Annotated in this window: 10 protein-coding genes; 1 reads left to right on the top strand and 9 read right to left on the bottom strand. The window is 44.4% G+C overall.

The genetic code is table 11. The features are described from left to right. The 5 genes from NZM04_11195 to rsmD form a co-directional block, all read right to left on the bottom strand. The coding region (locus NZM04_11195; protein MCS7064580.1) for a glycosyltransferase at positions 1-629 on the bottom strand (629 nt) is incomplete at its 3' end. 5 nt (positions 630-634) lie between these two features. Next, positions 635-2,443, bottom strand: coding sequence for an asparagine synthase (glutamine-hydrolyzing) (gene asnB, locus NZM04_11200; GenBank protein MCS7064581.1), 1,809 nt, complete (start codon positions 2,441-2,443; stop codon positions 635-637). A gap of 4 nt (positions 2,444-2,447) precedes the next feature. Next, positions 2,448-4,643 (bottom strand): glycosyltransferase family 4 protein, encoded by a 2,196-nt coding sequence (locus NZM04_11205; GenBank protein MCS7064582.1) that lies wholly within the window; start codon positions 4,641-4,643, stop codon positions 2,448-2,450. A gap of 7 nt (positions 4,644-4,650) precedes the next feature. Next, positions 4,651-5,871 carry a glycosyltransferase family 4 protein gene (locus NZM04_11210; GenBank protein ID MCS7064583.1) on the bottom strand — a complete coding sequence of 407 codons (1,221 nt, stop codon included), beginning with the start codon at positions 5,869-5,871 and terminating at the stop codon, positions 4,651-4,653. A gap of 35 nt (positions 5,872-5,906) precedes the next feature. After that, the gene (gene rsmD, locus NZM04_11215) at positions 5,907-6,482 is read right to left on the bottom strand and encodes a 16S rRNA (guanine(966)-N(2))-methyltransferase RsmD (protein MCS7064584.1); all 576 of its coding nucleotides are present in this window, start codon (positions 6,480-6,482) and stop codon (positions 5,907-5,909) included. A 48-nt stretch (positions 6,483-6,530) separates the two neighbouring features. Between rsmD and NZM04_11220 the strand changes: the two genes are divergently transcribed. Beyond that, positions 6,531-7,700 (top strand): sulfite reductase subunit alpha, encoded by a 1,170-nt coding sequence (locus tag NZM04_11220; GenBank protein MCS7064585.1) that lies wholly within the window; start codon positions 6,531-6,533, stop codon positions 7,698-7,700. Positions 7,701-7,704: 4 nt separating this feature from the next. Here NZM04_11220 and dnaX read toward each other — a convergent pair whose 3' ends face one another. Genes dnaX through gspE (NZM04_11240) form a run of 4 tightly spaced genes read right to left on the bottom strand, consistent with a single transcriptional unit; the run spans position 7,705 to position 14,069 of the window. Beyond that, entirely contained in the window at positions 7,705-9,357 is a 1,653-nt protein-coding gene (gene dnaX, locus NZM04_11225; GenBank protein ID MCS7064586.1) for a DNA polymerase III subunit gamma/tau, read from the bottom strand. Positions 9,358-9,387: 30 nt separating this feature from the next. Further along, entirely contained in the window at positions 9,388-10,653 is a 1,266-nt protein-coding gene (locus NZM04_11230) for a type II secretion system F family protein (GenBank protein ID MCS7064587.1), read from the bottom strand. Between the two features lie 15 nt (positions 10,654-10,668). Beyond that, on the bottom strand, positions 10,669-12,354 hold the full coding sequence (gspE, locus tag NZM04_11235) for a type II secretion system ATPase GspE (GenBank protein MCS7064588.1): 1,686 nt from the start codon (positions 12,352-12,354) through the stop codon (positions 10,669-10,671). 2 nt (positions 12,355-12,356) lie between these two features. Next, the gene (gene gspE / locus NZM04_11240; GenBank protein ID MCS7064589.1) at positions 12,357-14,069 is read right to left on the bottom strand and encodes a type II secretion system ATPase GspE; all 1,713 of its coding nucleotides are present in this window, start codon (positions 14,067-14,069) and stop codon (positions 12,357-12,359) included. Positions 14,070-14,088 lie beyond the last annotated feature (19 nt).

A 14,088-nucleotide genomic window follows, 5' to 3' on the forward strand; every position in this document is an offset into this window, starting at 1 on the left:
CTGGCTTCAGGGTATGTCTTTAAAAAATTTTCTGAATAGCCTTTTTGATATAATCCGATATCTATACCTAGTGGCAAAATTCTGGACTTTATTTTTGGAATAAGTTGTGCAGCCTCTAGGGCTTCTTGCTTGCTTGTAAAATGTACGGCCGCAGCGTTACGGAGGATAGGCGTTTCAATCCAGCGGAACGATAAAGCTTTAATCCAGCGACGACGATGAAGCATACCGTAGCGATTAAGCACCCCAAGAGGACGAATTATATAGGGAACTCGTTTGATCCGAGCTATCCATGCTGCTACAAAGGAGGAAAAAGAGAAGAGCGCATGAATATGGACAATGTCGTAGCGACGGATATTTCGCCACAACCAGAATGCCATCGGAAATGAAATTTTATAGAAGTGAATTTGTTTTTTGAAATAAATTCTATAAACATAAGCTGACTCTTTTATCAACTGACCTAACGGAACTTTATTGCCTTGGTTTTCTCGCTGTAGGTCGTGGTCAGTAGTAACTGTAGTTACTTTAACGCGATGTATTTCAAGCGCACGCTCTATATTCCGTATGGCTTGACTTGGCCCTCCATCAGAAAGAGCTATCGACGGGATGGCGTGGAGAAGATGTAGAGGCATAAATATTACTTAAATTCAACCTGACCTAAGACTTTCAACACAGACGCTAAACACCAGGTTCGATACCAAGCGTTGAGAGGCACGGGCGAAAACTTTTCTATTTCGAAAAGTTGCTCTGAGAATTCCTTCTGCAACCATTCTTTGAAAGGAAAAACAAACCCGCGCTTAGGTTGCCTTAATATCCAAGCTGGAATTTCTGGAACTGCTTTCTTTAGAAGCGACTTAGAACGCGTCACTCTTACTCTTGGCGGAAGTATATCAAGGGCCATTGCCAGACGCGCATCAACTAACGGTAAGCGCAATTCAATCCCGTGAGCCATCGAGAAAATATCACTGTCACGGAGCAGTTGATTCGTTAAATAACGTGTTGTTTCAAGTTGCACAATAACCGAAAGCGGATCTTCAGGTAACTCCGAATCACTAATTTCTGAAAAGGGTTCTTGTGTGGGCTCCTTGCCAACGATTTTTTTTGTAATTAAAAATGCCTCATCTGGCGTAAAAATTCCGCGAAAGGCATGGTATGCATGTAACCAAGAGCCTTTCCCCTTCAGATATGCTAGTAATCGCCGATAAACAGACCCTTGAGGCTTTCTAGCTAGCCATGGAATTAGCACCTTTCGAAAGGGAGAATGATATAATCTATAAATCTGTGGCACTCGATAAAAGGAAGGATATCCCCCGAATAATTCATCCCCTCCTACCCCAGAAAGAGCTACCTTCATACCTTCCCTTCGTGCTAATAAAGATACACACCACGTGTTAAAACCATCTATAGTCGGGAGATCTAAATGTAGTAAGAAATTTCTAAGCTCAACTTGACCTTGACTAGCACTTAAAATCCATGTAATGTGCTCGGTATTGAAATGATGAGCCGTTTTTTCAGCAAGATTAGCCTCATTATATAAGCGTTCATGGAAGCCTATGGAAAAAGTATAAATTTTAGAATTCTCCCCCAACAGCTTCCTAACTAGCGCTAAAATTACAGTCGAGTCAATTCCACCACTTAGAAATATTCCGACTGGAACGTCACTCACCAAATGTCTCTTTATTGATTCCTCGAGCCAAAAACGTGTGTAAGCTATAGGATTTTTGCAATCCACAATACTTATTGACTGGTTTTCCGAAATATTATCATTCATAGATATAGAAAAATGAAACTTGCCTTTTCTTAAACTTGAGTGATGTTCAATTCTAACAGATCCCTTGTCCCAAATTAGATAAGCACCACTGGGCACTTGCCGTATCTCACTCCATAGTGTTTGCGGTGAAGGAACACTACCCCATAATAAAGTATCCCGAAAGCTATTCGGACACACTGTGTCGCCATTGGTTCTTAAAACCTTAGATTCTGAAGCGAAGATGAGTGTCCCATCTTTGTTGTAACGATAATACAAAGGCTTAATTCCGTAAGGATCTCTCGCTAATATACCTTCTTTCCTATCTTCATCCCAAAAGGCAAAAGCATACATTCCAGCAAGATACTTAAAAACGTGTTCCTTATACTTAATGATGAGATATAGTAGGATTTCTGTATCAGATTGACTTTTAAAAGATTTTGTATCAATATGACTTTTCAAAGCTAGATAATTATAGATTTCACCGTTGAATACGATACCTTGCCTTTTACTAGTTGAGAGCATCGGCTGTCGAGCGCTAATAGATAAGTCGATTATTGAAAGTCTTGTGTGGATAAGAATAGCATTTTCCGTTTTCCAAAAGCCATGATCATCTGGACCTCTATGCTTGAGAGATCGGATTAAAGCGTCAGGATCACTGCCGTTGATTGAGCCAAAAAAACCAGCTATCCCGCACATAGATTCAGAGTATATTGATTTTTGAAAAAAAGCATGTTAATTTTTTGTCAAAATTCTCTAATCCATATGCCTCTATAACTCTTGTCCTGAGATATTCAGGATTATAAAATTGATGGTTAGGGTGCATCCGCTTCAGTAATGAAATTAAATTTAACATCAATTGGTTTTCATCATTCGGATTAATCAAAACGCCTAAATCGCCATTAAGTAAAGGCTCCGCAGAAGCATCCAAATTTCCAGCTAATACAGGCAAACCAGATGCAAGTGCTTCAAGAAACACAATACCAAAGCCCTCCCCTGTGCTAGGCATGACGAATAATTCCGCTGATTGATATAGGTAGGGAAGCTCATGCGCCGGAACGTATCCGGTAAGAGTTACTGAATCTTGAATGCCTAGTTTTTGAATAGTCTCTTTAATATATGGCAAATCATCCCCCTGCCCCACGAGCACATAGTGAGCGTTGGTAACTTCTTTCAAAATACTTGGCCAAATCTTTAATATACGGTCATATCCCTTGTATCGTTCAAGCCTAGATAGGTGACATACTGTTAACACAATTTTTTTCTCTATAGGAATACCATATCGTCTTAATATTCTACGATTCTTAACACCTATTCTAAATCGTTCACTATCCACTGTATCAGGCAACACAAAAAATTTATTCTCAGCAATTTTTTGCTCCTTAATTACAATGGTTTTGGTAAATTCACTTACTGGCAACAAGTAATCTGCTTCTTTTAATCCATTAATTCTATATTGATTTTTTAATCCCCACACATCAATTCCGTGCAGGCACACTGCATATCGAATCTTTATATACTTCTTTATCAAATTAGCCACAGGGCTAAAATTAACATGAGTTGTGATAATATAGTCAGGCCGCTCGATAAATGCCCACCAGATTAAATGGACTGTGTAGAAAAAAGTTCCTAGGTGACCAAAGCCGAAAAAAGATATGTAACTGTTTGCTAATTGGTTATCCTTTATCCCGATATGCCTTTTAGGCAAGGTTCGAACATGGATTCCGGTGATTTTTTTAATTCTCCTATACAAGATGTTGGAATAAGTTCCAATTCCACCACTACTCGGATCAAAGTCAGGAGCCCAAAGATGAATTATCTTTTTTTTAAATGGTTTAGAATATGATTCTATAGCAGAATCTGCAGCTTTTATAAATTTATTTACACCGTTTTCTATATTGTGAAATTTTATAGATTCTAAAGCAAAAGAAGACATTTCAACAATTTCACGCCGATCCATCTCTGCCACATTCGACAAGGATTGCTGAAGTGCCTCTAAGTCTCCCCCAGGGATAACCCATCCATTTCTTCCATCCTGAATTAAATCCAAAGCTGCTCCCATCTTGTCCGTAGCAATAACTGGCAACCCTGAAGCGAGACCCTCTGGCACCACCAGTCCCCAACCGTCATATCTTGATGGCACACAGAGTATGTCAGCTTCAGCATAGACTTGAGGTAATTCAGACCAGTCCTTGAACCCTAAAAAGCGACATTTAGAATTACACTCCTTTAGCTCAGTAGCAAGTTTTGCTTTTAATTCACCTTCTCCGAGTATAATAAGCTCAAGCCATGGATACTTAAAAAAAATCTGCTTATATGCTCTACAAAGCAAATCTATTCCCTTGCGAAAAATAAGCGATCCAGAAAACAAAATTTTGATGTTTTCATGAATTAACTTAGATGAAGTTCTGTGAAATCGCTTAAGGTTTGAGTAATACGGAATGTTGAAATAATCCCTCCTCAGTCCAAACTCTTTTTGATAACTCACAACGGCATATTCACCAATTCCCCAAATAGGGACTGGATTTTTATGCAAGGCTTTAAGAAGCACTTTACGTATCAATCTTCCAAGACGAGGATGTTGATACCCTAAACGCTCCCCCCAGAAAACCCAAGGGCGTTTTTGTGAAGCTCTCTGATTGATAAGTTCAAGTGCTCTTAGGTCATAATAATAATTAAAAATCACTAAATCTGACTCTTGAACCCATTTCCGCGCTTTATGTTTGTCATCCTCGAGAATACATAGATCGTGCAAATAATCCTCCTTCTGCATCCATAAGCGCTTTGAACTTTGGCCAGTCATATAAACTACCCTTAATCTATTTTTTAGCTCCTGATTGATCGCATTGAAAAACTCAACTTGGTAAGGAGATGGAAAATGAGTAACAACAGTAATCATATCTTCATTAAACCAAACTTAAAATTCTTTCTGCAACGGTATGAGGTAAAAAATTTTTTTCTACATATGTGTTTCTTGACCATATTTCTAGGCTTCTAGGATTTAGTAAAATTTCATCAAGGACTTCAATTATTCTTACAGAACTGACCTCATCCAATATCTTGCCATTAACGTTGTCCTTTACAACTTCACCGCAGAAACGAGAGGCTATCACTGGCAATCCTCTATTTATAGCTTCAAGCTGAGTTATACCAAAGCCATCTGAATGCGTGGGAAAAACAAAAACATCAGCTTCTGAGTAAAATCGGTCAACCTCGCCTCTTGCTACCGCACCGAAAAATTTAACTTTCTCTAAGCTCCATTTTTTTTTTGCAACCGAAAGATCAATTTGTATCGGTCCAACAATCCAAAATTCTATAGGCCTTTCTTTCAAAAATTCTGCCGCTTCTAGAAGTTCGACTATTCCTTTTCTGATACTAACTTGTCCTAAGAACAATACCCTCAAAGGCCGTTCTATATCAAATTTCAGAGGATAACTTTTCTTGTGATTCTCAACGGCTCTCTCATACGCAAGGGGCACGATCTTCAACTTTATTGAGTCTATACCAGCGCGCATGACTAACTCTTTCGACCAGGCTGAATTTACTAAGATCACATCGGCAACTGAGCATTCCTCGCGCCACAAATCCCAATATAAATTCTTTATCGGTCTCCACTTTGGTGCAAGCTCTGAGTATTGTCGCACCTTTTCTGCTATAATTTTTTCTTCTTCGCTACCTGGATCGATTTGCCCTAAGATCGTTTTCCAGCCATTTTCCTTGGCCCATTTGAGGAGGTTTCGTGCGGCATAGCTGTAGGCAAAGAGAATACCCTTTTCTATCGAATTTTTTTTTACGAAGTCGCTGAGCAGTCGAAGCGCCTGTTTCTGAAACCATTCGTTGCGCTCCATGAAAAGCTCTGAACCGCGCCATCCCCTCGCCCTCGCCTGGAATTCCCATGCAAGGGAAGCGCAGTTATTAACCAACACGGGAATGCCCTTCAAATCTGCATGATAACGCTCTCGAATATGTCTATGTGGAATGTAACCCCAGGCGCTCCTGGGACTCGCCCACAAATCTGTCACCAGTGCCGCAAGGCACCCATGCGTAGCTAAAGCTCGTGCTACGCCGTAGTGCTCCCGCGCGCCAATTTGAGCCACAATCCAGGGCCTGCAGGCAGCTCGATTCATAAAGATACCTCTTTAGTTCAAGAGCATCACCCTGTCTATGCTAGATTCAAACCTTGATGCAAATTGTAGAAGCTGACGCACGTCTCGCCGTATTTCCTTTTTTCGTAGCAACACCAATTACCTCCCACAAGCACAGGCGGCATACGCGATGAAGTTTCTAAAACCAAAATCGTTTCAGAATGAGCAATCTTTTGCGAATGAATAAATAACTCTAAATAAGACACCTCAGGCCAATCATAAGGTGGGTCAGCAAAAATAATATCAAAAGCCACCCCCCTCACTTGCTTTAACCATCGAAACACATCCTCGCAATATATCCTAGCCTCGTTACTTTCCAACTTCAGAGCCCTCAGATTCTTCCGTAGCATTTTCACAGCATCACGATTTACTTCCACCCATGATACACTGCTTGCGCCACGGCTATAGGCCTCTATCCCATAAGCTCCCGTCCCAGCGCACAGATCTAAAACTCGAGCCTCGATGATCTCGGGTCCAAGCATCGAGAAAACTGCTTCTCGCACACGACCTTGTGTTGGTTTGAGGCCTCTGCATCTGGCAACATTTATGCAGCGCCCTCTCCACATCCCAGCAATAATCCGAATGTGTGCCATACAGAAGCTTTGACGAAATTATGAAAAAAGGATTATATGAAAAGCTCTATGAATGATTCATCCGAGGCTACGCCATCATCGCCTTACAACCGCTTAAACCCTTTTCAAGCACCACTCATTGAAAATCGTCGTCTAAATAAACCCGGTTCTCAAAAAGACACCCGACACATCGTTTTTTCAATTGAAGGTAGCCAGCTCACCTATGAAGTAGGAGCATCTCTAGGAGTCTATGCACGAAACTTTAAAACTGTCGTCCACGAGCTCCTACAGGCATTAAAATGGCCAGCAGATCTCTCATACAACACTAAACCCGAAAGCGAGACGCGCCCAATTTTTGATGTGTTGCTAAGCGATTTCATCCTCAACCGTGTATCTAAAAAATTCGTTAAACTTGTCTTTGATCACCTACCTCAGGGTAAATCAAAAGATTCTCTACGAGCCATTGTCGAGGATCCCGACTTACTCGATGAATATACTCATTCACGAGACTACGTAGATGTCTTAAGAGAATATCCAGCGGAAGGCCTCACACCAGAAGAAGTGCTTCCTACTTTTAATAAAGCTGTCCCAAGGCTTTATTCGATAGCCTCCAGTCTCAAGGTTCACCCCAACCAAGTGCACCTCACAGTTGGAGTAGTCTGCTACCATACCCATGGCCGCACAAAATATGGCTACTGCTCCGGCTACTTGGCTCACGAGTTACCGCTCGGCTCTACCACCGGTGTCTATCTACAACCCTCAAAACATTTCCACCTCGCTCCACCGGATCGGCCCATCATCATGGTCGGCCCGGGCACAGGCATCGCTCCGTTTCGCGCCTTTCTCCAAGAGCGTGAGGCTACTGGGGCTACAGGAAAAAACTGGCTCTTTTTCGGCGATCAACATGCTGCAACCGATTTTCTATACGGAGAAGAATTCGAATCATATCGTCAAAAAGGGCTTCTCACTTACCTCCACACCGCGTTCTCCCGTGACCAAAGCGAGAAGATCTACGTGCAGCACCGAATGCTCGAGAACAGCCGTCAGCTCTGGGATTGGCTCCAAAATGGAGCTTACTTCTACGTCTGCGGAGATGCAAAACGTATGGCTAAAGACGTTCACGAAACCTTAATCCAGATCGCACAAAAAGAAGGCGGCCTAGATCGAGAAGCGGCTGAAAATTACGTAAACGTCACCCTCAGCAAAACTGAAAAGCGTTATCTCAAGGATGTGTATTAAGGGTTCATTCCTTCAAATTCACAATTTTCCCTTCGAAGATTTCTAGCGCCTTTTGTATTGCAGGATCTTTAAGAAACTCCTCTTCACTGATTTTGCCAGGAGGCTTGGTAGATTGTGCAGCCTCATCGATTCTCGCAGAAGGGACAGATTCGTTTTTCCTTAAATCCCCTTGCTTGGGCTCACATTTAAGCTCCGTCTCGCTTTCGACGACATAACTCACCGTCGTGGATTTGCCCAATAATGACGTTAAGCGGCTCGAGACAAAATCGAGATTGCTAGGAGATAAAAAAAACGGCAGCTTGTGTTTCAAGGCGGAAGGGATCCGGATGACGACTTTGTCGTTCTCATAACCCTGATACCGCAAAGTCAGAATAGCTTCGCGTTCCAGCGATCGTTCTTGGGCAAATACCTCGACTACCTTATTCCAAGCCTGCTCTGGTGTCATGAAGCTTGGATGGCCAGAAACAGAAGTGCTAGAATTCGTGGCAGTAGACTGAACGCCTGGCTCAGCAGAAAGCGATGCATCGGAAGTTTGAATCAACTTCGAGAGCACAGCTTCAATCTGCAGCTTGTGTTGAAGATGGCAGAGTCGCAACAATGTAACTTCTAAAAGAATATCCTTAGCAAGGCTGTAGCGGAGCGAAGCTTCAAGTTGGCTCAGCTCACGCATCCATTCAAGCACTGTTGCTTGATTAGTTAACCGAGAAAGATGCAAGATCGACTCCCTCTCTTGCTCTGAAATTTCATTCTTCAGTGCATCTGGCTGCGTCTGAGCGACGATAATATGCCTCAGAAGACGCATTAAATCTTGACTCAGCCGTGAAAAATCACGCCCTGCCTGCGAGAGCGCACGGCATTGTGTCAAGACAGCACCCACATTTGCCTGGGCTATCGCCTCAACCAGGGCCACAATTGGCGCAAAACCAGTGAGACCAAACATCTCACTAACTCCCTCCTCAGTGATAGGCGAACCATAAAAACTAATCACTTGATCAAGCGCCACTTCTGCGTCACGTAGGCCGCCATCGGCATGACGAGCTAAAAGACGCAAGGCCTCCGGCGAAGCCTCCACGTGCTCGTTTTTGCAAATATATGCTAAGTGATCCGCAATTAACTTTTCTGGAATTCTTCTGAAATCAAAACGTTGACAGCGAGAGAGAATCGTCGCCGGCACTTTATGAGCTTCGGTCGTTGCAAAAATGAATTTCACATGCGATGGCGGCTCCTCAAGCGTTTTAAGTAACGCATTGAAGGCCTCATGGGTAAGCATGTGCACCTCGTCGATGTAATAAATTTTGAAACGTGCAGCATTCGGCGCATAGCGCGCGCTCTCTCTGAGTTCACGGATGTTGTCAATATTCCGATTGGATGCACCATCAATCTCGATTACGTCAAGCGAACGGCCTTCCGCAATTTCTACACATACGGGATCTTTCGGATCAAAATCAACACGAGGGCCATTAGGACAATTTAAGGCCTTAGCGATGATACGCGCTGTAGAAGTTTTACCTGTTCCTCTCGGCCCCACTAGAAGATACGCTTGCGCTATACGATTCAGGCGGATGGCATTCTCAAGCGTCTTGGTGATGTGATCCTGACCAATAATTTCAGCAAACGTCTGTGGCCGATATTTCCTCGCAAATACTTGATAGCCCATACCTCTCCTAAATAATAACTCAATCACCTCCTACATGCTGGGAACGGCTCCGCCTGCACCACTGAGTCCTTCGATAATACCTATTAACGGCATAAAAAGTGCAATAACTATAATGCCGACAACGACAGCTAGAAAAACAATCATCAACGGCTCAAGAAGAGACGTCAGGCCTGAGACTGCATTGTCCACTTCCTCTTCATAGACATCTGCCACCTTGATTAACATTTCAGGAAGACGCCCTGTCTCTTCACCGACTCGCACCATGCTGATCACCATCGCCGGAAAAAGTCCTGAACTTTCAAGTGGCACGACCACACTCTCCCCCTCTTTCACACTATCGTGCACTTTGACTATAGCTTGAGCGACGACGTGATTCCCCACAGTGTCTTTCGTGATATTGAGGGCCTGCAGGATCGGCACACCACTGGAGACTAACGTTCCCAACGTGCGAGTAAACCTCGCAATAGAAGTCTTTTGAACAATCGGCCCAACAATTGGCAGCTTCAGCCGCCAAGCATCAAGCACTGCTGAAGTCTTGGGATTCGAATTAAGATATTTCACAATAAGGACGACAAGGATGATGCCCCCGACTAGGACAAGGACGTGGCTTTGGATAAAATGGCTAACGTTGATCACCATCTGCGTAAGCCACGGCAACTCTTTACCTCCAAGAATTTCATTAAAAATTTGTTGAAACTTTGGCACCACAAAGACCATCAAAACCCCCACTATAAGAGCCGCAATGGCTAGGACTACCACAGGGTAAACGGTCGCAGAAAGAATTTTTCCACGAATCCGCTCAGCTTTTTCTTGAAACTCTGCAAGACGCTTCAATACGACCTCTAGCACGCCCCCGACTTCTCCCGCACGCACCATATTAACGAAAAGTTTACTGAAAATTTTCGGATGCTGTGCAAGCGCCTCAGAAAAAGTGCTGCCACTTTCGACGTTCTCTTTCATGCTCACCAAGGCTTGGTGAAGCGCACGATTGCGTTCTTGCTGGATCAGCGCCTCCATCCCACGAACAAGGGGCAAACCTGCCTCGATCAGCGTCGCTAGCTGGCGTGTAAAGGTGGTGAGAACTTTAGTCTTAACTTTTGTCCCACCCAGAAAAAATGAAAAAGACTTTTTTACGCCCACGCCCTCTTTAGTAGAGGTCCTAGCGGGGATCAGCCGAGTAGGGAAATAGCCTTGCTGTCTGATCTGCGATGAAGCGTCTGCCTCAGATGCTGCTTCGATCACGCCACTGATTTGTTGGCCGCGGGCGTCAACGGCTGTGTAAGAGTATTGGGGCATAGGATAAGGTAGCGTTTACGTGTATTTTAAGACTTCTTCAATGGTCGTTTCACCATCAAAAATGTTTCTCAATCCATCAGCACGGAGCGTGGTCATCCCAAGTTCAACTGCCTTTTGACGTATTACAATCGAAGGAGCTTTTTGGTTTATCAATTCACGGATTGGCTCCGTAACGTCGAGCAATTCATATATTCCTTTGCGCCCCTTGTAACCAGTCCAATTACAATGCTCGCAGCCTCGTCCGTAGTAAAATTGCTTATCACCGACGTCATGAGGCGTAAGGCCGATCTGCCTCAAGACTGCTTCGGTAGGCTCATACGGAGTGCGGCAGTGAGGGCAAATTTTACGAATCAAACGCTGAGCCAGCACGCCTTCTAAGCTTGAAGAAATCAGGAAGGGTTCAATCCCCATATCGATTAGCCTTGTGATGGCACCCGGAGCATCATTTGTATGGAGCGTAGTAAACACAAGATGACCCGTCAGTGATGCTTGGATAGCAATCTGAGCCGTTTCAAAGTCACGGGTTTCACCGATCAAAATTCGGTCCGGATCTTGTCTCAAAAAGGCTCGGAGCGCGCGTGCAAACGTTAAGCCGATTGCTTCATTGACTTGCACTTGCATGATCCCCTCGATTTCGTATTCAACAGGATCTTCGACCGTAAGAATTTTAGTATCGATCGTGTTAATTTCTCGCAGACAAGCGTAGAGAGTCGTAGTTTTGCCTGACCCCGTCGGCCCCGTGACAATGAAAATACCATTCGGCTTTTGAATTGTCTCTCGAATATAAGCCAGCAGATGTGGCGGCATACCAAGCGCATCAAGATCGAGATTGACGGTGGTGCGATCAAGAACGCGAAGAACCACAGACTCACCAAATTGTGTGGGCAATGTGGAAACACGCAGATCGACAGGGCGCCCAGCCATGATCGTCTGAATACGGCCATCTTGAGGAATGCGTCGCTCGGCAATATTGAGATTCGACATGACTTTGATGCGAGAAGTTATCGCTGCTGCTAGAGATCGGGGCGGTGGCGTCATTTCATAAAGTGCGCCATCTACGCGATACCGAATCTTGAACTCATGCTCAAAGGGCTCAAAGTGAATATCACTAGCCCGGGCTTTGATTGCTTGAACGAGCACTGAATCAACATATTTGATAATCGGCGCAGCGCTTGCTTCAGCCTGGAGATCTTTTTCGGAAATATTGTAGGCATCGCCAAGTGAAATTTCTCCAGCGAGTTGGGAGACAAGATCCTCGACATTAGCCGTCTCCGAGCCGTAATATCGCTCAATAAGGCTCTGCACCTGAGCTATCGGGGCAACAACTATTTGAACCTCATATGGAAGATTGTTACGCAGCGTGTCGATGTTTTGCAGATCGAGTGGGTCTGTAAGAGCTAAAAACAAGATGTTATTTTCAAATCCAACTGGTAACGCCCCATGGATACGCGCCGTCTGAGGCGGAATACGACTCAATACATCAGGCGGAAACTCTGTGTGTGTGAGGTCAGGGACGTATCCCGCTCCTAATTCTTGGGCTATAAGTTGAAGAATCTCGTCACTCGTGGCGATACCAAAATCGCTAATGACTTGTAAGATGGGTTTGCCTGAACGCTGCTGCTCATCGCGTAGATCTGAATATTGCACATCATCAATACGGCCATTGTTTTTGAGGAAATTAAGAAGTGTTATAGGATTCATAGCTAATTCTTATCTCCAAGAGTGGTAGAAATAACTTCCTCGGGGGTCGTGATACCAGCAAGGACTTTGCGTATGCCATCTTCACGTAGCGTGCGCATGCCCAGAGCACGAGCTCGAGCACGGATGGCAGACGTGGACTGTCGATCGTTAATCATGTTGCGTATCTCATCGTCTAAAATGAAAATTTCAAATATGCCAAGACGGCCTTTATATCCTGAACCACGACACTTATCACATCCACGACCTCGCCTGAATTGAGCTTGTTCAATTTGGGTTGGGGTTAAATTTAAGGCTCGCAACTCTCCCTCTGTCGGCTCGTAAGGCATAGCACACGATGAGCAGACTTTGCGGACAAGTCGTTGAGCCATGACGGCACGCACTGAAGAGGCCACAAGGAAAGGTTTGATACCGATATCTATGAGTCGCGTAACAGCGCTGGTGGCATCGTTTGTATGTAGGGTGCTAAAAACCAAATGCCCAGTTAGTGAAGCATTAATAGCGATCGAGGCTGTCTCAGAGTCTCGTATTTCCCCGATCATAATGATATTCGGAGCTTGTCGGAGAATAGAGCGAAGCGCAGCTGCAAAGGTCATTCCTACTTCTTCGTTAACTGGGACTTGGTTGATGCCGGAGAGTTGGTATTCGACGGGGTCTTCTACGGTGATGATTTTCCTGTCGGGCTTGTTAATAGAATTTAAGCAGGCATAGAGCGTAGTAGTTTTTCCGGAGCCGGTCGGTCCAGTGACAAGAAAGATACCATCCGGTAAATTGATGATACGCTCCATCGTGGCTGCATCATCGCTGAAAAAACCTAAGTCAGGAAGCCCAAGCAATAGACTCGATTTATCGAGGATACGCATGACGATCCCCTCTCCGTGGACCGTCGGAATGGTAGAGACACGCAAGTCGAGTTGTTTACCATCAACAAGTGTCAGTTGGATGCGGCCATCTTGCGGGAGACGTTTTTCAGCGATACTCATCCTAGACATGATTTTAATGCGACTAATGATCGCAGATTGAAGGCGCTTCGGAGGGTCTCTCATCTCTTGGAGCACACCATCTATGCGGTATCGAAGCCGTAACCGCTTTTCAAGCGGCTCCAGATGGATATCACTAGCCCGCATGCGGTGGGCATCGAGGATCATACTATTTACCATGCTAATAATGGGCGCATCGCCTTCCGTCGCAGGTGCTGCCTCCTCATACTGAGTATTTTGCTTTAGAATGAGCTGGGCGTCATTGTTCTCTTTGCTTGAGATTAGTGTGTCGATGGATTCAGAGAGCGATCCATAGTATCGTTTAATCGCTTGCTGAATAGTATCAGGCGGAGCCACGACGAGCTCGATGTCTGTATTCAGGAGATTCCGCAAGGTGTCTTGCGTCTCAAGGTCATATGGATTAGAGATGGCGATACGCAGGATAGGCCCATCTTTAAGAATAGGCATGATTTGATACCGCTGAGCAAAATTCTTAGGCACTGCTTTGACTGCGTCTTCGTGAATATGATCGAGATTCTCGACAAAAGGCATGCCGGCATCAGCAGCTATGGCACACCAAATGTCATTAGGCATGATGAGGCCTTGGAGCTCGAGTTCTTTGGCTATACTGTTTCCGTTTTTTGCAGCAGAGGCCTGCACTGCCTCAGCATCGCTCTGGTTGATGTAACCGTGACGAACAAGGATTTCGAGAATGGCTGATTCAGGCAAGGGCATCATTTCTCGTAAATGTATCTTT

Source organism: Candidatus Methylacidiphilales bacterium (assembly GCA_025056655.1).
Classification (GTDB): Bacteria; Verrucomicrobiota; Verrucomicrobiia; order Methylacidiphilales; family JANWVL01; genus JANWVL01.